This window comes from Clostridium sp. UBA1056, assembly GCA_002316385.1.
Taxonomy (GTDB): Bacteria; Bacillota; Clostridia; order Clostridiales; family Clostridiaceae; genus Clostridium_J.
In genome coordinates this window covers 119,755-142,157 of the sequence record DCDL01000004.1, presented here as the reverse complement: position 1 = coordinate 142,157, position 22,403 = coordinate 119,755, and the positions used below count along the sequence as shown (strand labels likewise).

The following is a 22,403-nucleotide window of genomic DNA, read 5'->3' as shown; positions in this document are numbered from 1 at the left end:
GGAAGGAGTGATCTCCATGGCTAACTATAGAGGCGGCAGAATAAATGAAGAAATAAAAAAAGATGTTAGCAACACTATTCAAAATAAAATAAAGGATCCTAGACTTACTGCTATGGTAAGTGTAACAGATGTAGAAGTTACAAGAGACTTAAGCTATGCTAAAGTATTTGTTAGTATATTTGGTACAGAGGATCAAAAGGAAGAAGCTCTAAAAATTCTTAAAAGTTCTACAGGCTTTATAAGAAAAGAAATAGGAAGAAATGTTAAGTTAAGACATATTCCTGAAGTTATCATAGAGTTAGATACAACTTTAGATAAAGCTAATCATTTAGAGTCTTTATTTAGAAAAATAAAGGAGAATGACTCCAATGATAACTAGAAATATAGTAGATATCATAGAGAAAAGTAAATGTATAGGAATTACTTTTCATCAATCACCAGATGGAGATTCTCTAGGAAGTGCCACAGCCCTACTTCAAGGGCTGAGGGCACTTAATAAAGAAGCATATATAATTTCAAAGGAAGAGATTCCAGATACATTTTCTTATTTACCTTATAGCGAAGAAATTACTGGATTACTTCAAGATGTAAAGGAAGATACAGATTTAGTAATTGTACTAGACTGTGGGGATTTCAAGAGGATAAATGCTAATTTAGATAGAGATAACAGACAATATAAACTTATAAACATAGATCACCACCTAAGCAATGAGAAGTATGGTGATTTAAATTATGTAGATGTAAATTCTGCAGCAGTAGGGGAGATAATCTATGACCTATTAGCTCAGTTAAAAGTAGATATTACTAAGGAAATAGGTAAATCAATTTATACTTCTATTTTAACAGATACAGGTTCTTTTAAGCATTCTAATACAACCACTGTAACACATGAGATAGCTGGGGCTATTATTAAAATCGGAGTTAACTTTAATAAGATTCAAAGACAAATATTTGAAAATAAAGAATTTAGTAAAGTTAAGTTTTTTGGGAAAGTAATAGATGCTCTAACACTACATATTAACAATAAAGTTGCATTCATGGATATTACTGAGAAAATGCTTAAAGAAGTAGGACTAGAATCCATAGACTCTTCCGAGGTTATTCATTTTGGAGCCATGATAAGTGGAGTAGAAGTAGTGGCATTGTTTAAGGAAAGTAAAGGTGGAGTAAAAGTAAGTTTAAGATCTAAAGAAGTAGTTGATGTTAGCAAGGTAGCAGAAATCTTTGATGGTGGAGGGCATAAAAGAGCAGCAGGACTTTTTTGTGAAGGCTCTATGTCAGATGTAAAGGATAAAATGTATAAAATATTAAAAGAAGAGTTGATATCTTATGATAGAAAATAATAAACCCTTTGGAGTTTTAAATATAAATAAACCCCTTGGAATAAGTTCCTTTGAGGTAGTAAGAAGAGTAAAAAAGCTAGCTAGAGAAAAGAAAGTTGGACATGGTGGTACTCTAGATCCAGAAGCTAGTGGTGTACTTCCAGTATGTATCGGAAGAGCTACTAAAGCTATAGATTTTATCATGGAAGGTGAGAAAGAGTATATAGCAAAAGTTAAATTAGGCGTAGTTACTGACACTTATGATAGAGAAGGAAAGGTACTTCGTGAAAGCAATGTTAGTTTTACAGAAGAAGAAATTGCTAATGCCATATTTAAATTTGAAGGAATCATTAATCAAGTACCACCTATGTATTCTGCTCTTAAGCAAAATGGAAAAAAACTATATGAATTAGCTAGAGAAGGAAAAGAGGTCTACAGAGAGCCAAGGAGAGTTACTATATATAGTATTGAGATATTGTCTATAAGTAGTCCAATAATTGAAATAAAAGTTAGATGTTCTAAGGGAACTTATATAAGAAGCTTATGCTATGATATAGGAGAAGAACTTGGTTGTGGAGCTATGATGTGGGATTTAAAGAGAACAGCTACAGGTCCTTTTAGCATAGAGAATAGTATAGATTTAAAAGAACTAACAGAGGAAAATATAAATAATTATATTATTTCTTTAGATGAAGTATTTAGTAAATTTCCTAAACTTGTGGTTAATGAAAAGTTTGAAAGATTGATATTAAACGGAGTAACTATAAATGATAGGACTCTTTTAAATAAAATTGAAAAGTTTTGTAAGTATGCAGTATATAACAATTCGGATAAGCTTATAGGAATTGGATTAGAAAGTGATGCAGGATTTAAACTAATAAAACTTTTTGTTTAGGGGATATATTTATGAAGGTTATAGAAGATAATTTTAGTAAAATCCTTGAAACTCCTAGTGTAATTGTACTAGGCAGTTTTGATGGTATACATAGTGGTCATAGAACATTAATTAATAGTGCTAGGAAGCTGGCAGATAAAATTAAAAAAGATCAACATATAAAGGATATAGAAGTTATGGTATGTACTTTTAAAAATCATCCCTTATCTGTTGTTAATAAAGAAATTTGCCCCAAACTAGTAATGAGTAATGAAGAAAAATCTATTTTATTTGAGAAACTTAAGGTAGACATAGTAAACTTTATGGAATTTAATAAAGAGTTTATGTCTATTTCGCCTGATGAATTTATTAAGAATTTAAAGAACTACTATAACGTTAAAGGTATAGTAGTTGGCTTTAATTATCGATTTGGATATAAAAACTTAGGTGATGTAGAAATTCTTAAAAAGTATAGTGAAATTTTAGATTATCAGCTTTTTGTAGTGAATCCCGTTACTGTAGATGGAGAAGTGGTAAGTAGCTCTGCTATTAGACATAATCTTCAAGAAGGAAACATTGAAAAAGCTAACAAATTTTTAGATAGGCCATTTATGTTAAAGGGATATATAATTAAAGGGAAACAAATAGGAAGAACCATAGGATTTCCTACTGTGAATTTAAATTATGATAAAAGTTTTATAGTACCTAAGGGTGGAGTTTATGGAACCATTATAGAGTATAAAAATAACTTTTATAAAGGTATAACTAATATTGGATATAATCCTACCCTAGAAGGTAATAAATTAAGTATAGAGACTAATATTTTAAATTTTGACAAGAATATATATGGAGAAGAAATTAAATTATATTTTATAGAGAAGATAAGGGAAGAAAAAAAATTTGTTAATCTTGAGGAATTAAAAAATCAATTATCTAAAGATAAAAGTTATATAAATCATAAAGATTACTCCATGCACATGGATAAAATACCCAAATAACTTATTTTTACAAATTTTTATAATTTAATTAGTTTTCTATTTACAAAGTAAATTTAGTTTGATATAATTTCATAGGAACCTTATGCTAGGTGTTCTGAATGCCAACGGGATACATGGCATATGGCGATTTAACTATTGGAGGTGCATACAATATGGAAAAGGCAAGAAAACAAGAAATAATGATAGAATTTGCAAGAACAGAAGGAGATACTGGTTCTCCAGAAGTGCAAATAGCATTATTAACAGAGAGAATTAAGGAATTAACTGAACACTTAAAAGTTCACAAAAAAGATCACCACTCAAGAAGAGGTCTTTTAATGATGGTTGGACAAAGAAAAGGACTTTTAAGCTACTTAAAGAAGCAAGATATCGAAAGATACCGTGCTATAATTGCTAAATTAGGAATTAGAAAATAATTGAGAGCGGCAAAGCCGCTCTATTATTTTAATTAAATAATGAAAAAAAGATAATAATAAATATATGTTTAAATATATATTTTAATAACCGAAAGGAGGAAAATTAATGACAAATACACTAACTACTTCTGTAGCAGGAAGAGAAATGAAGATAGAAATTGGCAAGATTGGGATGTTATCTGATTGTGCTATGTTTGTTAGCTATGGAGAGACTGTAATCCTTGTAAATGTAAATGCATCAGAAGAGCCAAGACAAGGAATAGACTTTTTTCCACTAAGCGTAGAATATGAAGAGAGATTATATGCTGTAGGTAAAATTCCAGGAGGATTTTTAAAGAGAGAGGGAAGACCATCAGAAAAAGCTATACTTAATGGCAGAGCTATTGATAGACCTATAAGACCTCTTTTCCCAAAGGGATATAGAAATGATGTTCAAGTTGTTTGTACAGTGTTGTCTGTAGATCAAGACAATGTTCCAGAAATATTAGCTATGAATGCTGCTTCAATAGCATTACTTTTATCAAGCATACCATTTACTGACGCTGTAGCTACAGTATCAATTGGATTAATCGATGGAAAGTTTGTAGTTAACCCTACATCTAAAGAAAGAGAATTAAGCTCAATGCAATTAACTGTATGTGCTACTAAAGAAAGAGTTATGATGATAGAAGCTGGTGGAGATGAAATTCCAGAAGAAACTATGATTGAAGCTATAGATTTTGGATTTAATGAGTGCCAATCTATTATAGCATTCCAAGAAGAAGCTAGAGCCAAGTTTGGAAAGGTTAAGCCTGAGCCAGTACTATACAAAGTAGATGGAGAAGTTGAAAGTAATGTAAGAAACTTTGCTTTCGACATGTTAAAAGAAGCTATGTATATCACTGACAAAGATGAAAGAAATGTTAAAGTAAGTGAAATTAAAGCTAAAATAAATGAAGAATTTTCTGAAAAATATCCAGAGAGTGGTAGTGACATAGGAGAAGTTGTGTACAGTATCCAAAAGGAAATTGTAAGGAATATGTTACTTAAAGATAAGAGAAGACCTGATGGTAGAGAGTTTGATCAGATTAGATCTATATCTTGTGAAACTGAAATTCTTCCAAGAACTCATGGTACAGGATTATTTACAAGAGGATTAACTCAGGTAATGACTGTAGCTACTTTAGGAGCTCTAGGGGATGTTCAGATCATAGATGGTATTGGAGAAGAAGACTTCAAGAGATATATGCATCACTATAACTTCCCAGCATATAGTGTTGGAGAAGTAAAACCACTTAGAGGACCGGGAAGAAGAGAAATAGGACACGGTGCTTTAGCTGAAAGAGCTTTAGAGCCATTAATTCCTTCTATAGAAGAGTTCCCATATGCTATAAGACTTGTTTCAGAAGTTTTAAGCTCTAATGGATCTACATCTCAAGCAAGTGTGTGTGGAAGTACATTAGCATTACTTGACGCAGGAGTTCCAATAAAGAGACCGGCAGCAGGAATTGCCATGGGACTTATAACTAGTGAAGATTTAAGCGAAGAAGCTGTAATTACAGATATTCAAGGAATAGAAGATTTCTTTGGAGATATGGACTTTAAAGTAGCTGGTACAGAAAAAGGAATAACTTCAATTCAAGTTGATACAAAAATAAAGGGGTTATCTAAGTATTGTATAAGAAAAGCTATAGAAGATGCTAGAGTAGCAAGACTATTTATCTTAGATAAAATAAATGAATGTATAGCTGAGCCAAGACAAGAGCTATCTAAATATGCTCCAAGAATGTACACTATAAATGTAAAACCAGATAAAATTAGAGATATCATAGGACCAGGTGGAAAAACTATTAAGAAAATAATAGCAGATACTGGTGTTAAGATAGATACTAATGATGATGGTAAAATAGTTATAATGTCTACTGATAGTGAAAGTGCTAATGAAGCGTTAAGAATTATAAAAGAAATTACTAAAGAAGTAGAAGTTGGTGAAATATACTTAGGTAAAGTTACTAAGATTATGGCATTTGGTGCTTTTGTAGAAGTGCTTCCAGGTAAAGAAGGCTTAGTACACATATCTAAATTAGCTAACGAAAGAGTAAATAAAGTAGAAGATGTAGTATCTGTCGGCGATGAAATACTTGTAAAAGTAACAGAAATTGATGCTCAGGGAAGAGTAAATCTTTCAAGAAAAGATGCACTAAAAGATAGTGAAGAGTCTAAAATAGAAGAGTAAAAAGAAGTTAAAATAAAAAGGTAAAATGCCTTTTTATTTTTTTATTTGTACATATAAGTTATTAATATATATGATTTATCTACTACAAAATTTAAGCACATATAGTGTACAATTTCATAAATTATATTATAATTGTATTGAGTTTCGTATATTAATTCATAAATTTAAACTAAAATACATATTAATTATAGTAATTTATAAAATTATGTATGAGGTGATATGTATGGAAGAAAAATATAGATATTTAAGTGAAATGGAAAGATACGAAATTATAAATATAAATGATGGAGATAAATATGGTACCCTAGGCAATAATGATATAGTTATAAATGAGAATGGGGAGCTTGAGCTGTTATTACTAGGAGATGGAAAGTCTAGTAAGATGTTCTTTAGAAATAATGATATGTTGGAAGTTTCCTGGGACTATGTTAAAAAAATAGGTTCTAAGACTATAATTATTGATGTTGATGGGGATACACTAAGAAAATCGCACATATAACATGGAGGTAAATATGGATATAGTTGTTCAGAAATTTGGTGGCACATCAGTATCTAGTGAGGATAATAGAAAATTAGTTATAAAAAAGATTAAAAGTGCTATAAAAGGTGGATATAAACCTGTAGTTGTAGTATCAGCTATGGGAAGAAAAGGGTCTCCTTATGCAACAGATACATTACTTTCTTTAATTAATGAAGAATTTAAGGGGAGTAATCCAAGAGCGCTGGATTTACTTTTGTCTTGTGGAGAAACTTTAAGTACAGTGGTAATGTGCAATGATTTACTAAAAGAAGGTATAGAAGCAGTTCCGCTTATGGGTGGAGAAGCTGGAATAAAAACTGATAATAATTTTAATAATGCATCTATTTTAAATGTGGATCCAAAGAATATACTAAAAGTATTGGATGATGGCAAAATACCAGTGGTAGCAGGTTTTCAAGGTATAAGTGAAGAGGGAAGTATTACTACCATAGGAAGAGGTGGAAGTGACGTTACGGGAGCAATCTTAGGAGCGGCACTAAAAGCAAAGGAAGTTCAAATATATACAGATGTTGATGGTATAATGACAGCAGATCCAAGAATAGTTTCTCAGGCTTCATTAATAGAAAGCATAAGTTATGATGAAGTATTTCAATTTGCAGAACAAGGTGCAAAGGTAATACATCCTAGAGCTGTTGAGATATCTAGAAGATATAATATTCCACTAGTAATAAAAAATACTCTTAGTGATTGTGCAGGAACTACAATTTCTTCCTATGGAGAAGATAATAGTAGAGTTGTAATTGGGATAACTCATATGAGCAATAGAATTCAGATAAGGATTAGTGGTAGATCGAATGAACATTGTAATAATATATTCCACATTTTAGCTAAAGAAGGTATAAGCATTGATTTAATCAGTGTATTTATTAAAGATAAAATATTTACCATAAATGAATCAGATTTAGAAAAGTTTAAAAATATAGCAGATAGCTTGAAGATTACCTATGAGTATACAAAAGATTGTAGTAAAATATCTATAATAGGTGCAAAGATGAGAGGAATTCCGGGTGTTATGTCTAGAATCATAAAAGCCTTAGAAGAAGGACATGTAGATATTCTTCAAACTGCTGATTCTCATACAACTATCTGGTGCCTTGTAGAAAGCAGTAAAGTCAAAGATGCTATAAACTTACTTCATAATGAATTTAAATTAGGATAGTATATAAAGACCTCTTAATGCACAAAATAAAAAACATTAGGAGGTGTTTTTCCATGGAAAATAAAGATAAAAAGAAAAAACATAAGGAAGACGAAGATAGTAAATATAACAAAAATAATAAAAGTAAAGTTATGATAAATGAAGATAATGATGATGAACAAAATGAAGGTAATAATTCTGGAGGGGTAAGTAACGAGATTGCCAACCTTAAAGAAGTTGGTGTTATGACTGTTGCAAAAGCAGATGATAGAATTCAGGTTATACCTATAATAGGGCAAGTTGAAGGCCATAATATGGCTGGAAATCAGACTAAGGCTACAAAATATGAGCTAATTATTCCACAGCTTATTGCTATTGAAAGGGATAGGAATGTAAAAGGTATACTTATAGTATTGAATACTGCAGGAGGAGATGTAGAGGCCGGATTAGCTATTGCAGAGATGATAACTAGTCTTAGTAAGCCTACAGTTTCTATAGTAATAGGTGGAGGGCATTCAATAGGAGTTCCATTAGCTACTGCATCAAATTATTCATTTATAACTCCTTCAGCTACAATGATAGTTCATCCTGTAAGAATGAATGGATTTGTTATAGGTGTATCTCAAACTTTTGAATATTTTAGAAAAATGCAGGAAAGAATAGTTGAATTTGTAGTTAGAACTTCGAAGATTAATTCAGATGATTTCAGAAGTCTGATGAGTCAAACTGATGAGTTGTTAAATGATATAGGAACTATATTGATAGGCGGGCAGGCTGTAGAATGTGGACTTATTGATGAAGTAGGTGGAATTAGAGAAGCTTTAGATAAATTAGAAGAGTTAATAAATGAACACGAAGAAAAGGAAGAAGTTTCAGAAGAGAATAGTGAAGGGTAAACAGGTTTCTTGTTGGATAAGAAATTATCCTTTTAAATATTAAGTTGTCAGCAAAACCATGCTGGCAACTTTTTATATAGAATAAATTTATTATATGTGTAAAAATTTTGAAAATTATAGCCTAAGTAATATAAATAATGTAAATAATCTTAAATAGATAAAAAAAATTTGAAATATAGGTGGATTTCAATGTACAATATATTGAGATGGAAAAATGGAAATTATTTTCATGAATCTTAGGACGAGTTTTGGAGGAGATACTATGGCTAGAGGAAAAGAGCCTTTAAAAAAGAAAAGCAGTAATAAGAAGAAGACTGTTAAAAATAGTAGTACAAAAGATAAAACTATAAAAAGAGAAAAGTTGTTTGATTTTAATGGAATCATACTTATAACCTTAGGGGGGTTAATATTTTTATCATTACTATCAGTAGTGCTTTCAGATCCAACCTCTCTGGCTGGCTCAATGGGAGTATTTTTCAATAGAATTCTTATAGGATTATTTGGTATAGGTGCCTATACATTGCCATTTATCCTTATATATATGGGAGTAAGTTATATAAAATCAGATAGATACTTTAAATTTACCAAAAGATCCGTTGGAATTTTCATGTTTCTAATTACAACAATGATTTTTATAGAGCTTATAATATTACCGGTCTACTATGTAAGAGGAAGCATGGCAAGTGCTATTATAAATCAATTTAAAGCTACATCTGTCATTCATGGAGGTATTATATCTTTAGTAATTGCAGTTCCACTAAGCTTACTTTTAGGAAAAGTAGGTGGATACATAGTTTTATTTGCCTTTTATATAATATCCTTAGTTTTAATTAATAACATTACTATAAAAGAGTTATTTACCTTTGAGAAAGTGGAAAAAAAGAAAAAGGATAAGGGCTCTACTATGACTAATATTGTAATAGATGAAGCTATGGGATATGTACCAGTAGATGGTAATACCATAAATAATAAAAGTAATGAAGAATCAAAGATTAAAATCATAGATTTTATGAAGATGGATGAGGGAGATAATCAATTAGAAAGTAAAAGGGAATCGGTTGTAGATGAATATCGTCAAACTAAAGGTAATAAAAGCAATATAGAAGATATAGATATTGACATTTCCTTTGGAGAAGGGAACAGGGTATATGCTTATGAACACCCTACATCAGAATTACTCCATAAAAATCTAAGTAGTATAGGTAAAAATGGTGATAAAAAAGAACTTCTTAACAGTGCTAATAAACTTCAAGAAACCTTAGAAAGCTTTGGAGTTGAAGCTAAGGTAATACAGGTTACGAAAGGACCATCTGTAACTAGATTTGAATTACAACCCCATGTAGGAGTTAAGGTTAGTAAGATAGTTAACTTAGCTGATGATATAGCTTTAAATTTAGCGGCATCAGGAGTTAGAATAGAAGCTCCAATTCCAGGAAAGGCAGCGGTGGGTATAGAAGTACCTAATAAGGAGTTATCGGCAGTATTTTTAAGAGAAGTAATAGAAAGTGAAGAGTTTACTGCTACAAAGAAAAACTTAGCCTTTGCTCTTGGAAAGGATATTGCAGGAAATTGTGTGGTAGGAGATTTAACTAAGATGCCTCACCTTTTAATTGCAGGAGCTACAGGTTCAGGAAAAAGTGTATGTATTAATACTCTTTTAATAAGTTTATTATATAAATATACTCCGCAAGAAGTTAAACTTCTTTTAATAGATCCTAAAGTGGTAGAACTTAATATATATAATGGAATACCACACTTATTAATTCCGGTAGTTACAGATCCTAAGAAGGCTGCAGGTGCATTGAACTGGGCAGTTAATGAAATGACTAGAAGATATAAGCTTTTTGCAGACAATAATGTAAGAAATATTGAGGGATATAATGATTTTGCAGAAAAGGGAATAATAGAAGAAAAGCTTCCATGGATAGTAATTATAATAGATGAGTTGGCTGATTTAATGATGGTATGTCCAAATGATGTGGAAGAATATATCGGTAGATTAGCTCAAATGGCTAGAGCAGCAGGAATGCACCTAGTAATAGCAACTCAAAGGCCTTCTGTAGACGTAATTACAGGAGTAATTAAAGCAAATATACCATCTAGAATTTCTTTTGCTGTTTCAAGCCAGATAGACTCAAGAACAATTCTAGATTCTTCAGGAGCAGAGAAGCTTTTAGGTAAGGGAGATATGCTATATTATCCAGTAGGAGAATCTAAGCCACTAAGAATTCAAGGGGCTTTTGTGTCAGAAGAGGAAGTAGAGACGGTGGTAGAATTTATTCGTAATGGAGTAAAGGAGTTAGAGTACAAAAAAGAAATTATGGATGAGATAGAAAATAGTGTGTCTAAATCTAAGGGGGGGGGAGGCTGTGATGAACTATTAGATGAAGCCATTAAAATTGTATTAGAAACAGGGCAAGCATCAACATCCTTATTGCAGAGGAGACTAAAAATAGGGTATAATAGAGCGGCTAGAATTATAGATGAGATGGAAGCAGAAGGAATTATATCTGGTCGTAATGGAAGCAAACCAAGACAGGTTCTTGGAAGAGACGACCTGATGAGATAATAGCTTGTTAACTAATTTTAGTTAACCTTACAAAAGAATTGAATTTAAACAATACAAAGATAACACAGGAGGATAAGAGTGGAAAAATTAAAATTTGGAGTAATAAACTTAGGTTGTGACAAAAATAGAATAGATGCAGAGATAATAATAAACAGTTTGAAAAGCAGATATGAAGCAGTAACAGATGAAAGAGAAGCGGACATTCTGCTAGTAAACACCTGTGGATTTATAGAAACTTCAAAGCAAGAATCTATAGATACCATATTAGAAATGGCGAAGTACAAGAAAGGTAAATGTAAGGTACTGATAGCTACAGGGTGCCTAACTCAAAGATATGGTAGTGATCTTTTGGAGCTTATGCCAGAGCTAGATATAATTTTAGGAGTAAATGATTATGATAAGCTACATGAATGTATTAAAAAATCTATGGAAACCGGAGAGAAGAGCTGTATCACAACCTATAGTGATACTAATATAAATATTGGTAAAAGACAGGTTACCACTGGTGGAACAACTGCCTATATAAGAATATCGGAGGGGTGTAACAATATTTGTGCCTACTGCGCAATTCCTAAAATAAGAGGAAGATATAGAAGTAGAGATATGGAGGATATCCTTAAAGAAGCTAAGGAGTTAGCTTTGAATGGATATAAGGAATTAATTATAGTAGCTCAAGATACTACTAATTATGGAGTAGATATATATGGAGAAAAAACTCTACATATACTTTTAAGAGAGTTAGGAAAAATTAAAAGTATAAAGTGGATAAGACTTCTTTACTGCTATGCAGAAGAGTTAACTGATGAAGTTATAAACGAAATAGCTACAAATGATAAAGTATGTAAATATATAGATATTCCGATACAACATATCAGTGATGATGTTTTAAAGGCGATGAGAAGAAAAGGTAGAAAGAAAGTAATTACTGAAAATATTAGAAAGCTTAGGGAAGCAGTTCCGAACATAGCTATAAGAACTACGCTTATAGTAGGATTTCCAGGAGAAACTAAAGAAAACTTCTTAGAATTATTAGAGTTTGTAAAGGAAACTAAATTCGATAAGCTTGGAGTATTTACATACTCTCAAGAGGAAGGAACTGTAGCTGCAGAAATGGAAGGTCAAATAGAAGAAGAAGTTAAAGAACGAAGGCTTCATTCTATAATGATGGCTCAGCAAAGCATATCAGCAGAAATAAATAAAAATAAAGTAGGGAAAATTTATGAAGTATTAATTGAAAGCAAAAAAAGAGGAAGCTATTGTGGAAGAAATTATGAAATGGCTCCAGAAATTGATGGAGAAATTTATGTGAAATCTAATAAGCCAAGAATAGGCGATTTTATTATGGTTAAAATAAAAGATGCACTAGAATATGACTTAATAGGTGAAATCACTGAATAAATTTTGTTTTTTTAGAGTTATAATAAGAATATTAATTAAAAAGCAGGGCTAAAAAGTTTTAAAATAAAATTAATATTAATAAACTAAATAATTTTAAGATTTTATTGTATAATATTTGTATAAGATAAAATAATTTATAATTATCATATTAAAAGGTTTTACTTTGATATTTTTATAATAGGATGTAAATTTTATTTGTATAAAATGATTATACAATTGGTAAATTTCGGGAGTAGGAGATGTTAATGATGAATCTTGCAAATAAGCTTACGGTACTAAGAATGATATTAGTTCCTATATTCTTAATATGTGCAATGATTAATACAGCTACAGCCAATGTTATTGCTTTAGTAATATTTATAATAGCTTCAGCAACAGATAAATTAGACGGCTATATAGCGAGAAGTAGAAATCAAATAACTAACTTTGGAAAATTCATGGACCCTCTAGCAGACAAGCTTTTAGTGACCTGTGCCTTAGTACTTTTAGTTGAGAAAGGAATTATTGCAGCTTGGGTAGTAGTTATAATAATTTCTAGGGAATTTATAGTGTCTGGCTTAAGGACATTGGCTGCGTCACAGGGAGTAGTAATAGCTGCAAGCAATTGGGGAAAACTAAAAACTGTAATTCAGATGATAGCCATTATAATGGGCTTATTATCTCTAGTATATAATCCATCATGGATTAATGTTGTAACGCAAGTTACTATATACTTAGCTGCTATTATTACTGTAATATCTGGAGTGGATTATTTTATTAAAGGAAAAGGAATTATAAATATCAATAAATAATGTTTATAATTCTATAATTATGTTTAAAATGGTAAAGAGTTCCTTGAAAGAGATTTGAAGGAACTCTTTATTATAAAACTTGACCTGATAAATTAAATATTATATAATAAATATATAAGAACTACTGTTCGCAATGGAAGGATGTGAACCCTAAAGGGGAATTTATGAATAACGATAAATTAAAAGCATTAGAAGCAGCTATGGGTCAAATAGAGAAGCAGTTTGGTAAGGGCTCAATAATGAAATTAGGAGAAGAAAGCGCTTTAAATATAGACTGTATATCTACAGGATGTTTAGGGCTAGATATTGCATTAGGAATTGGTGGAGTTCCAAGAGGAAGAATAATTGAGATATTTGGACCAGAATCTTCAGGTAAAACTACTGTAGCCTTGCATGTAGTTGCAGAAGCACAAAGACAAGGTGGATGTGCAGCCTACATAGATGCAGAGCATGCCCTTGATCCGGTTTATGCAAAGGCATTAGGCGTAGATATAGATAACTTAATAGTATCTCAACCAGATACAGGAGAGCAGGCTCTTGAAATTACCGAAGCCTTAGTTAGATCCGGTGCAATAGATATAGTAGTTATAGACTCTGTTGCTGCCTTAGTTCCAAAGGCTGAAATTGAAGGTGAAATGGGAGATTCCCATGTAGGTCTTCAAGCTAGACTTATGTCTCAAGCTTTAAGAAAGCTTACTGGTTCTATAAACAAATCAAAATGTTCTACTATATTTATAAATCAATTGAGAGAAAAAGTTGGAGTTATGTTTGGAAATCCAGAGACAACTCCAGGAGGAAGAGCTCTTAAATTCTATGCATCTGTAAGAATTGATGTAAGAAAGATAGATACTATTAAACAAGGAGAAACCTTCTTAGGAAATAGAACTAGAGCTAAAATAACTAAGAATAAAGTTGCGCCACCATTTAAGCAAGCAGAATTTGATATTATGTATGGTGAAGGAATATCTAAGGTTGGAGATATACTAGATATCGGTGTTAAAGAAGAGATAGTACAGAAAAGTGGTGCTTGGTTTGCGTACGGAGATGTAAGACTAGGTCAAGGAAGAGAAAATGCTAAAAACTTCTTTAAAGAAAATCCAGAGATTGCTAATGAAATAGAGAATAAAATAAGAGAGAAGTATTCTCTACCACTATATAGTGGTACACCAAAGGTTAAGAATCAAGTAGAAGAAGGTTAGAGTTTTTATTAAAATAATATAAAAATACATTTATATATGATAAGGGCGTAAGTAAAACTTTAAGTTTAAATAAGGACTTTAAGTTTTACTTATTTTTTGCTTAGAATTCACCAGATTATGTATGAAATATAAAAATAGATATATAATTTAAATGTATGATATTTTGATAGAAAATTAAAGGTGTTATTCTAATTTAAAAAAATTTCAAAGGACGAAACCACGCATGGAGTCTACTTTACGGGAGATTGTAGTATTTATCAATAAACTTGACAATGATGTTAAAGTAATATAAAATGAATACAAATACTGGTTTAATATAATATAGGAATTGAATAGAATATGCACCTTTTCAAGCTTTCATTTTACTGCTAATATATGTCATAAAATAAGCAAAGGAGGTGTTGGAAATTGAATGAAGCAAGTCAAATTATTTTTATAATAGCTATTGCGCTAGTTGTTTGTTTAGTTGCTATTTTTGTTTTTATTTATACAAGAAAGAATATATCTTTAGCAAATGTATCTAAATCTGAAGAAGAAGCTAAAAAGATTTTAAATGAAGCTCAAAAAGATGCTGAATCTAAAAAGAAGGAAGCTATTCTTGAGGCTAAAGAAGAAGTTCATAGATTAAGATCTGATTTTGATAAAGAATCAAGAGAAAGAAGAAATGAACTTCAGCGATTAGAGAGAAGGGTTCTTCAAAAAGAAGAGACTTTGGATAAGAAAACCCTAGCTATAGAGAAAAAAGAAGAAGGATTATCTAAAAAACAACAAGAGGTTGAAACATTAGAATCAGGAATACAAGAGTTATATAATAGTGTAAGAGAAGAGCTACAAAGAGTAGCAGGATTAACCTCAGAAGAAGCAAAGCAAATACTATTAGATGAAGTTAAGAGAGAAATTAAACATGAAACGGCAATAATGATTAAAGAAGTTGAATCTAAAGCTAAAGAAGAGGCTGATAAAAAGGCGAGAGAAATTATAACATATGCTATACAGAGATGTGCAGCAGATCATGTAGCTGAATCTACAGTACATGTTGTATCACTTCCTAACGATGAAATGAAGGGAAGGATTATTGGGCGTGAAGGTAGAAATATAAGAGCCCTTGAAACTTTAACAGGAGTTGATTTAATAATAGATGATACTCCAGAAGCTGTTATTCTTTCAGCTTTCGATCCTATTAGAAGAGAGGTAGCTAAGATTGCCTTAGAAAAACTAATAGTTGATGGAAGAATACATCCAGCAAGAATTGAGGAAATGGTTGAAAAAGCGAAGAAAGATGTTGAAAATGACATAAGAGAAGAGGGTGAGCAGGCCACCTTTGAAACTGGTATCCATGGATTACATGTGGAAATAATCAGACTTTTAGGAAGATTGAAATATAGAACTAGTTATGGTCAAAATGTATTAAAGCATTCTATAGAAGTTTCATACTTAGCAGGGCTTATGGCATCAGAGCTTGGAATAGATCCTACTATCGCAAAGAGAGCAGGATTATTACATGATATTGGTAAAGCTGTAGACCATGAAGTAGAAGGACCACATGCACTAATTGGTGCTGAAATAGCTAAAAAATGTCACGAATCTCCAATAGTTGTAAATGCAATTGCGGCTCATCATGGAGATGTAGAGTATCAATCTTTAGAAGCAGTGCTAGTTCAAGCAGCGGATGCTATATCTGCAGCTAGACCGGGTGCAAGAAGAGAAACTCTAGAAGCATATATCAAAAGATTAGAGAAATTAGAAGAAATCGCAAATTCATATGAATGTGTAGAAAAGTCATATGCAATTCAAGCCGGAAGAGAAATTAGAATTATGATTAAACCAGAAGATGTTGATGATGCAGGAGCGATTGAAGTGGCTAGAGATATTGTGAAGAAGATAGAATCAGAATTAGAATATCCAGGTCAAATAAAAGTTAATGTTATCAGAGAAACAAGAGCAGTAGAATATGCAAAGTAAAATTAAGTAATGAAAAGGTTAAGCCTCCTATTTAATAGGAGGCTTTTATTTTTATTATTTGGAGTTTAATTATATTTTGCAATGGAAGAGATTTATATTCTCAATAAAAGGAATTTTCAATCAAGTGTAGAAATAGTATATAGGGGTTAAATAATATTAATTAAACTATAAGTAGTAATCGTAGTAGGAGGTTTATTATGGAGGTATTAAAAGTTTCAGCAAGATCTAATCCTAATTCTGTTGCAGGAGCATTAGCTGGTGTGCTAAAACAAAGCAATGGAGCAGAAATTCAAGCTATAGGTGCAGGTGCAATAAATCAAGCGGTGAAGGCGGTGGCGATAGCTAGGGGATTCGTAGCACCTAGTGGAGTTGATCTGGTATGTATACCAGCATTTACAGATGTAGAAATTGATGGGGAAGAAAGAACAGCCATTAAATTAATAGTACAGTCTAAATAAATAGATTAATATTGATTGCTAAATAAGTACTTAAAGAGTAAAGGTTTAGATTTTATTTACAAATATAAGTAATTAAGAAGTGAATAAACGAACATAAAGATATGAAGTTAAGAGCTTTGATTTCATATCTTTATATTTGTTTAAAAATAAGGGCAAAGTCTCTAAAAATAGGTATGTAAAAATAGAAAAATGAGAATAATAATAGTATGTTAAAATTCCCATATAATCTTTACACTATATTTAATAAGTGGTATTATACATGTATGAAGTATATCTTTCATATGAAATTGCAATGAATTGAAAAATTCATTATATGTAAATATCCAAGTGTTTGTCTTATTTGTTCAGGGATAAGTGCATGAAAAGGTTTAAATAAGATAAATTTTATTATCTAAGGATAGTTTTAATTATTTTATATTGTAAAGAATAAGTATTAATGGGGGTAGTTACAATGATGCTGTCAAAAAAGGCAATGGAAATTTCACCATCACTTACATTAGCAATCACAGCAAAAGCTAAAAAGATGAAAGCAGAGGGGATTGATGTTATAGGCTTTGGTGCAGGAGAGCCAGATTTTAATACTCCAAAAAATATTCAACAAGCAGCTATAAAAGCAATTGAAGCTGGTCAAACAAGATATACAGCAGCTTCAGGAATAATTGAATTAAAAGAAGCAATTGTAAATAAGTTGAAAAGAGATAATAGCTTAACATATAAAACTTCTCAGATAATCATTTCTACAGGAGCTAAGCAGTGCCTAGCAAATGTTTTTCAAGCTATATTAAATCCAGGAGATGAAGTTTTAATAGGTGCTCCATATTGGGTTAGTTATCCAGAACTTGTACAATTGGCCGATGGGGTTGCAACTTTTGTTGAAACTCAAGAGAGTAATTCCTTTAAACTAACTGTAGAAGCTTTAGAAAAAGCAGTTAATGATAAAACTAAAGCTATGATACTAAATAGTCCTAATAATCCAACAGGAACAGCTTATACGAAAGAAGAGTTAGAAAAAATTGCAACTTTTGCACAAAAACATGATATAATAATTATATCAGATGAAATATATGAAAAACTTTTATATGGAGAAAGTGGTCATATTTCTATAGCAAGTTTATCTGAAGATGCTTATAACAGAACAATAGTAATAAATGGGGTTTCAAAAGCTTATGCTATGACTGGATGGAGAATTGGTTATGCAGCAGCTAGTGAGAAGATAACTTCATTAATGTCAAATATACAAAGTCATACTACTTCAAATCCATGCTCAATATCTCAATATGCATCTGTTGAAGCTTTGAATGGAGATCAAAGTGAAGTTGAAAGAATGAAGCAGGAGTTTAAAAAGAGAAGAGATTTCATGGTAGATAGAATTAATTCTATAAATAATTTATCTTGTGTTAAACCAGAAGGTGCATTTTACGTTATGGTTAATATATCAAAGGTGTTAAATAAGGAAGTGGACGGAAAGCTTATAAAAGATTCTCTTACATTTAGTGACCTACTTCTTGAGAAGGAGAAGGTAGCAGTAATACCAGGTATTGCTTTTGGAGTAGATGATTTTATAAGATTATCTTATGCGACATCTATGGAAAACATAGAAAAAGGATTGAATAGAATAGAAGACTTTGTTAATGGCATAAAATAATATTCTCATAAATGAGGTGATAATATGCTAACAAAGGAAATGATAATTAATAATCCACAGGGATTACATGCAAGGCCAGCAACTTTACTAGTACAAAAAGCTACTACATTCAAGTGTGAAGTTACCTTAGAATGTAATGGTAAAGGAGCTAATGCTAAAAGTCTTATTGGAGTGTTGTCCTTAGGAGTTAATAAGGGCTACACAGTAAAAATTATAACCAATGGAACTGATGAAGAACTTGCGCTTAAAGAAATTATTTCTACTGTAGAAGTATTATAATTGAGATAGAAGAACTGCTTAGGCGGTTCTTTTGTTCTATAGGAGGATTTTATGAATGAAATAATAATAAATAGTAGTAAAGAAATCTATTTAGAGAGAAGTAAACATTTTATTCAATGCTTCCTGGATATAAAGGGAGGAAGAAGTAAATATACAGCTATTAGCTATGAAAAAGACATAAAAGATTTCTTTAATACAGATGATGTAACAAGTATAACTATAGAAGATATAAGGGGGGTAAATGTATTTCACGTCCAGAAGTTTATATTAGATTTACAAAATAAAGAATTATCTTCTGCGACTATAAATAGAAAAATATCATGTCTCTCTGCTCTTTATAAATGGCTTATGAAGTATGAAGATAATTATAGTGATATAAGGATTATTAAATTCAATCCCTTTGCTAATGTGAGGGAGGAAAAACCTATTGTAACTAATAAGGTTACGGAATTTTTAACTGAGGAAGAAAGTAGAATTCTACTTAGTAGCATTGATACTAGTACTGTACTGGGACTTAGAAACAAAACCATATTAGCTTTAGCACTTACCACGGCTTTAAGGAAATCAGAAATCATAAATATAAAAATATTACATATAAAAAAATATGGAGAATATGATGTTATAGAAGTAACTAGAAAAGGAAGTAAAAAAGATTTGGTAAAACTTCAACCAAAGGTAAAAAAGCTAATTGAAGAATATATTTCAGCCACAAATAGGAACAAGGAAGAGTATAAAAACAACTATTTATTCATAGGACACTCCTCGAATAATAGAAATGGAGAAAAATTAAATCCAAGTACTCTAAACTATATGCTAAAAAATGTATGTAATCAATGTAATATAGATAAAAAGCTCAAAGTTCACTCCACTAGACATACAGCGATAACTATGGCAATCACGCAGGGAGCTACCATAGAAAAGGTTAGAGAATTCGCTGCTCATAGGAGTATTGCAACGACTAATAGATATATTCACTCTATAGACAAGCTTAAAGATAATCCTGGCGATAACATAGATATTATATAAAATTTTAGGAATTTATTTTAAGTTAGAGGCATACATTTTTAGTGTAATATAAAAATGGAGGTATGTTCATGGCTTTTGATAATGAATATGAATTTGTACCCTTAGCTCCTATGACACATAATTCTTTACCTGATGAGATGAAAGACTTTATATCTACATGTGGTATGATGGGAATAATGCCAGGAAATAATTTTATACATCCAATGCAAAGAGAAGTGGCTGAGGTTATAGATTTAAAAGAAACCAATGATAATATAGATACGCCTAGAGAGGGCTATTTAGATGAAGACTTTGAAGATGATGTAGAGAGATATGTACAGGAGAACGGAAATAGATTACTGAAAGGATTTGAAGAGGGAAGTAACTTCACTACTAAAGATATTTCATGGAATGAAGAAAATGATTATGAATTTATGAGGACGGAAAAAATTGTTAAATCCATAGAAAGTAATAATCTAGGTATATTTAAGTTTCTAGAAGTTAATGGTATGCCTTATGAAAAAGCAAAAAAATTTATTCGAAGAGTAATTAGGCTATCAATTCGTTATGATAAATAAGTAGAATAACATACTACTCATATATAAGTTTCAATAAATAAAGTTTATTAATATTACTTAGAGTAATCTATGGTTCTAAGTAAGCTGAATATGGAAATTTTCTTAAAATTTATATGCTAAATATTAAGAATTAGAATAAAGACCTATTAATTAATAAAAAATCGACTCTGTCGATTTTTTATTTTTAAAATAAACTATATAGTAATATTTATCCTCCAATATATATATAAATTAATAAGGTAGATTATTTGAAATTTTAAAGTTAATGTATATTAATTAGAAATGGGGGGTATAAAATGAAGTACACAAGATACAATATAAAATCTAAACCAAAGAAAAATAATAGATTTCTATTTTACTTAGCTATAACCTTACTTATGGCACTACTTTTAGGAACATTTATATTTAAATTTATACTTAAAGACTCAGGGAAAATAGGATTTCTTAAGGGTGGAGAGATTAATAATAAACAGCAACAAAGTAATGGTAAAGAAGTAGGGAAAGGTGAAGCAAAAGAAACTGAAAAATTAAGTGAAGTAAAGGGTCAAGAAGTTATATCAGAATATAATTTTTATATATTACAGTGTGGTGTATTTAAGGTAAAGCAGAATGCTGATGAAACTTTAAGTAAGCTATCTGCCTTTGGTAATCCTTTTATAGGACAAGAAGGAGAGCTATCAAAGGTATACTTTGGAATATATTCTGATAAAAATATAGAGAGTGGAGTTGCGATTTTAAAAGAAAAGGGAATAGACAGTTCAAAGATGATTATTAATATACCTATAGAAGATGACTCTACTACTCAACTTTGTGAAATTGTAGATAGCTTATTACAAATAGTAAATAAAACTTTAGAAAGTGGTGTAAAATCTATTAATACTAGTGAATTTAAAAAGTGGGTTGATGGGCTAGATAAAATAGATGAAAATATGAAACAACATAATGAAGTTAATTCTTTGAAAGAATATATAAAAGCTCTTCCAGATGAGGTCGATAAAAGTAAAGCTGGAGAAGTTTTGAAATACATTTATGATCAACTAGTAAAATTTAAAAAATAATTTAGATATGAGTATAAATAAGTAGATATGAGGCTATCTGTGAACAAAAGTTTACAGATAGCCTTAATTTATAAAAAAAGTTTAAAAAATTTATTATAGTCTTGTGTAAAAAAATATTAAATGTTACACTATATTAGATATAAAATATTAATCGCTAATGTAAATAGTATATTGAACATTTTAAATATACTGGGGGATATTTTTTATGGGAAAACCGTATAAAAGCACTAAAGAGTATGTGTTTATAACTCTCTTAGGTGCCATTTCTGGAAGCTTTATTGGAGAATTTTTAGGAAGTACTTTTGAAGCCTTAAATTTTTTAGGAAAAACATATTTTATAGGGCTAAAAAACCCTTTAGTAATTGATTTAAAGGTTTTAGAATTAACCTTTGGACTAGGCTTTGGATTAAATTTAATGGCTATCATAGGTATAATTTTGGCAATCGTATTATATAAAAAATTCTAGGAGGAAGTTATGAATATAGTATTAGCTTCTGCATCACCACGCAGACAAGAGTTGTTAAAGCGTTTAGTAGATAATTTTCAAATAGAGGTTAGTAACTTTGATGAAGATTCTATTAAGTTTCAAGATGATATAGACAAATATGTATGTGATTTAGCTGAAGGTAAGGCTAGAAAAATTTTGAATAAAGTGCAGAAAAAGAGTGTTGTCATAGGGTGTGATACTGTAGTATATTTAAATGGCGAAATTCTTGAGAAACCAATAAATGATGAAGATGCATTTAAAATGCTAAAGTCACTCAGTGGGAATGTACATAAAGTTTACTCAGGATTAGTTTTAATAAACAGTGAAAATAATGAACTAATCAGGAAAAGTGTTTGTACTGAAGTTAAATTTATGAATCTATCTGAGGATATGATACTTAGGTATATAAAGTCAGGACAATGCAATGGTAAGGCTGGTGCCTATGGAATACAAGATGATGCGGCTGTTTTTGTGGAGAGCATTAATGGGTGCTATTATAATGTAGTGGGCTTGCCTTTAAATACTCTATATTTATCACTAAGGGAGATGGGGGTAAATCTATAAAGGAGTTAGT

General features: G+C 30.7%; 22 protein-coding genes. All 22 read left to right on the top strand.

Going from position 1 to position 22,403, the window contains the following annotated elements; translation table 11 throughout:
- Nucleotides 1-16 precede the first annotated feature (16 nt).
- The 22 genes from rbfA to B3W71_RS01605 all read left to right on the top strand — a co-directional run bounded on the left by rbfA (nt 17) and on the right by B3W71_RS01605 (nt 22,393).
- Nucleotides 17-379 (top strand): 30S ribosome-binding factor RbfA, encoded by a 363-nt coding sequence (gene rbfA / locus B3W71_RS01710; protein WP_346887205.1) that lies wholly within the window; start codon nt 17-19, stop codon nt 377-379.
- Nucleotides 369-1,343, top strand: coding sequence for a bifunctional oligoribonuclease/PAP phosphatase NrnA (locus B3W71_RS01705; protein ID WP_346887204.1), 975 nt, complete (start codon nt 369-371; stop codon nt 1,341-1,343). Before rbfA ends, B3W71_RS01705 begins: the two co-directional genes overlap by 11 nt.
- Nucleotides 1,330-2,217 (top strand): tRNA pseudouridine(55) synthase TruB, encoded by an 888-nt coding sequence (gene truB / locus B3W71_RS01700; RefSeq protein ID WP_346887203.1) that lies wholly within the window; start codon nt 1,330-1,332, stop codon nt 2,215-2,217. Before B3W71_RS01705 ends, truB begins: the two co-directional genes overlap by 14 nt.
- Before the next feature lie 11 nt (nt 2,218-2,228).
- Nucleotides 2,229-3,194: a bifunctional riboflavin kinase/FAD synthetase gene (locus B3W71_RS01695; RefSeq protein ID WP_346887202.1), complete on the top strand. Its 966-nt coding sequence runs from the start codon at nt 2,229-2,231 to the stop codon at nt 3,192-3,194.
- A 152-nt stretch (nt 3,195-3,346) separates the two neighbouring features.
- Nucleotides 3,347-3,610, top strand: coding sequence for a 30S ribosomal protein S15 (gene rpsO / locus B3W71_RS01690; protein ID WP_346887355.1), 264 nt, complete (start codon nt 3,347-3,349; stop codon nt 3,608-3,610).
- 106 nt (nt 3,611-3,716) lie between these two features.
- The gene (locus B3W71_RS01685; RefSeq protein WP_346887201.1) at nt 3,717-5,825 is read left to right on the top strand and encodes a polyribonucleotide nucleotidyltransferase; all 2,109 of its coding nucleotides are present in this window, start codon (nt 3,717-3,719) and stop codon (nt 5,823-5,825) included.
- Nucleotides 5,826-6,048: 223 nt separating this feature from the next.
- The gene (locus B3W71_RS01680) at nt 6,049-6,324 is read left to right on the top strand and encodes a YlmC/YmxH family sporulation protein (RefSeq protein ID WP_346887200.1); all 276 of its coding nucleotides are present in this window, start codon (nt 6,049-6,051) and stop codon (nt 6,322-6,324) included.
- Between the two features lie 13 nt (nt 6,325-6,337).
- Nucleotides 6,338-7,525 (top strand): aspartate kinase, encoded by a 1,188-nt coding sequence (gene dapG, locus B3W71_RS01675; RefSeq protein ID WP_346887199.1) that lies wholly within the window; start codon nt 6,338-6,340, stop codon nt 7,523-7,525.
- Nucleotides 7,526-7,656: 131 nt separating this feature from the next.
- Nucleotides 7,657-8,400 carry a ClpP family protease gene (locus B3W71_RS01670; protein WP_346887354.1) on the top strand — a complete coding sequence of 248 codons (744 nt, stop codon included), beginning with the start codon at nt 7,657-7,659 and terminating at the stop codon, nt 8,398-8,400.
- Nucleotides 8,401-8,662: 262 nt separating this feature from the next.
- Nucleotides 8,663-10,969, top strand: coding sequence for an FtsK/SpoIIIE family DNA translocase (locus B3W71_RS01665; protein ID WP_346887198.1), 2,307 nt, complete (start codon nt 8,663-8,665; stop codon nt 10,967-10,969).
- Between the two features lie 78 nt (nt 10,970-11,047).
- Entirely contained in the window at nt 11,048-12,367 is a 1,320-nt protein-coding gene (gene rimO, locus B3W71_RS01660) for a 30S ribosomal protein S12 methylthiotransferase RimO (RefSeq protein ID WP_346887197.1), read from the top strand.
- 248 nt (nt 12,368-12,615) lie between these two features.
- Nucleotides 12,616-13,158, top strand: coding sequence for a CDP-diacylglycerol--glycerol-3-phosphate 3-phosphatidyltransferase (gene pgsA / locus B3W71_RS01655; protein ID WP_346887196.1), 543 nt, complete (start codon nt 12,616-12,618; stop codon nt 13,156-13,158).
- Between the two features lie 164 nt (nt 13,159-13,322).
- Entirely contained in the window at nt 13,323-14,357 is a 1,035-nt protein-coding gene (gene recA / locus B3W71_RS01650) for a recombinase RecA (RefSeq protein ID WP_346887195.1), read from the top strand.
- Nucleotides 14,358-14,783: 426 nt separating this feature from the next.
- Nucleotides 14,784-16,319, top strand: coding sequence for a ribonuclease Y (gene rny, locus B3W71_RS01645; RefSeq protein ID WP_346887353.1), 1,536 nt, complete (start codon nt 14,784-14,786; stop codon nt 16,317-16,319).
- A gap of 197 nt (nt 16,320-16,516) precedes the next feature.
- The gene (locus B3W71_RS01640) at nt 16,517-16,777 is read left to right on the top strand and encodes a stage V sporulation protein S (RefSeq protein WP_343823961.1); all 261 of its coding nucleotides are present in this window, start codon (nt 16,517-16,519) and stop codon (nt 16,775-16,777) included.
- A gap of 451 nt (nt 16,778-17,228) precedes the next feature.
- Nucleotides 17,229-18,422, top strand: coding sequence for a pyridoxal phosphate-dependent aminotransferase (locus tag B3W71_RS01635; RefSeq protein WP_346887194.1), 1,194 nt, complete (start codon nt 17,229-17,231; stop codon nt 18,420-18,422).
- A 24-nt stretch (nt 18,423-18,446) separates the two neighbouring features.
- Nucleotides 18,447-18,701 (top strand): HPr family phosphocarrier protein, encoded by a 255-nt coding sequence (locus B3W71_RS01630; RefSeq protein ID WP_346887193.1) that lies wholly within the window; start codon nt 18,447-18,449, stop codon nt 18,699-18,701.
- A gap of 51 nt (nt 18,702-18,752) precedes the next feature.
- On the top strand, nt 18,753-19,727 hold the full coding sequence (locus tag B3W71_RS01625) for a tyrosine-type recombinase/integrase (protein ID WP_346887192.1): 975 nt from the start codon (nt 18,753-18,755) through the stop codon (nt 19,725-19,727).
- Nucleotides 19,728-19,795: 68 nt separating this feature from the next.
- Nucleotides 19,796-20,284, top strand: coding sequence for a hypothetical protein (locus B3W71_RS01620; protein WP_346887191.1), 489 nt, complete (start codon nt 19,796-19,798; stop codon nt 20,282-20,284).
- A 296-nt stretch (nt 20,285-20,580) separates the two neighbouring features.
- The gene (locus B3W71_RS01615; RefSeq protein ID WP_346887190.1) at nt 20,581-21,342 is read left to right on the top strand and encodes an SPOR domain-containing protein; all 762 of its coding nucleotides are present in this window, start codon (nt 20,581-20,583) and stop codon (nt 21,340-21,342) included.
- A 205-nt stretch (nt 21,343-21,547) separates the two neighbouring features.
- Nucleotides 21,548-21,808: a DUF4321 domain-containing protein gene (locus B3W71_RS01610; protein ID WP_346887189.1), complete on the top strand. Its 261-nt coding sequence runs from the start codon at nt 21,548-21,550 to the stop codon at nt 21,806-21,808.
- A gap of 9 nt (nt 21,809-21,817) precedes the next feature.
- The gene (locus B3W71_RS01605; RefSeq protein WP_346887188.1) at nt 21,818-22,393 is read left to right on the top strand and encodes a Maf-like protein; all 576 of its coding nucleotides are present in this window, start codon (nt 21,818-21,820) and stop codon (nt 22,391-22,393) included.
- Nucleotides 22,394-22,403 lie beyond the last annotated feature (10 nt).

Coding starts and splice junctions, on each gene's coding strand:
- B3W71_RS01670 (WP_346887354.1), top strand. CDS start 7,657: ATGATAAATGAAGATAATGATGATGAACAAAATGAAGGTAATAATTCT.
- B3W71_RS01610 (WP_346887189.1), top strand. CDS start 21,548: ATGGGAAAACCGTATAAAAGCACTAAAGAGTATGTGTTTATAACTCTC.
- B3W71_RS01695 (WP_346887202.1), top strand. CDS start 2,229: ATGAAGGTTATAGAAGATAATTTTAGTAAAATCCTTGAAACTCCTAGT.
- rbfA (WP_346887205.1), top strand. CDS start 17: ATGGCTAACTATAGAGGCGGCAGAATAAATGAAGAAATAAAAAAAGAT.
- rpsO (WP_346887355.1), top strand. CDS start 3,347: ATGGAAAAGGCAAGAAAACAAGAAATAATGATAGAATTTGCAAGAACA.
- B3W71_RS01680 (WP_346887200.1), top strand. CDS start 6,049: ATGGAAGAAAAATATAGATATTTAAGTGAAATGGAAAGATACGAAATT.
- B3W71_RS01685 (WP_346887201.1), top strand. CDS start 3,717: ATGACAAATACACTAACTACTTCTGTAGCAGGAAGAGAAATGAAGATA.
- truB (WP_346887203.1), top strand. CDS start 1,330: ATGATAGAAAATAATAAACCCTTTGGAGTTTTAAATATAAATAAACCC.
- B3W71_RS01635 (WP_346887194.1), top strand. CDS start 17,229: ATGATGCTGTCAAAAAAGGCAATGGAAATTTCACCATCACTTACATTA.
- B3W71_RS01625 (WP_346887192.1), top strand. CDS start 18,753: ATGAATGAAATAATAATAAATAGTAGTAAAGAAATCTATTTAGAGAGA.
- recA (WP_346887195.1), top strand. CDS start 13,323: ATGAATAACGATAAATTAAAAGCATTAGAAGCAGCTATGGGTCAAATA.
- pgsA (WP_346887196.1), top strand. CDS start 12,616: ATGAATCTTGCAAATAAGCTTACGGTACTAAGAATGATATTAGTTCCT.
- B3W71_RS01705 (WP_346887204.1), top strand. CDS start 369: ATGATAACTAGAAATATAGTAGATATCATAGAGAAAAGTAAATGTATA.
- dapG (WP_346887199.1), top strand. CDS start 6,338: ATGGATATAGTTGTTCAGAAATTTGGTGGCACATCAGTATCTAGTGAG.
- B3W71_RS01615 (WP_346887190.1), top strand. CDS start 20,581: ATGAAGTACACAAGATACAATATAAAATCTAAACCAAAGAAAAATAAT.
- B3W71_RS01630 (WP_346887193.1), top strand. CDS start 18,447: ATGCTAACAAAGGAAATGATAATTAATAATCCACAGGGATTACATGCA.
- B3W71_RS01620 (WP_346887191.1), top strand. CDS start 19,796: ATGGCTTTTGATAATGAATATGAATTTGTACCCTTAGCTCCTATGACA.
- B3W71_RS01665 (WP_346887198.1), top strand. CDS start 8,663: ATGGCTAGAGGAAAAGAGCCTTTAAAAAAGAAAAGCAGTAATAAGAAG.
- B3W71_RS01640 (WP_343823961.1), top strand. CDS start 16,517: ATGGAGGTATTAAAAGTTTCAGCAAGATCTAATCCTAATTCTGTTGCA.
- B3W71_RS01605 (WP_346887188.1), top strand. CDS start 21,818: ATGAATATAGTATTAGCTTCTGCATCACCACGCAGACAAGAGTTGTTA.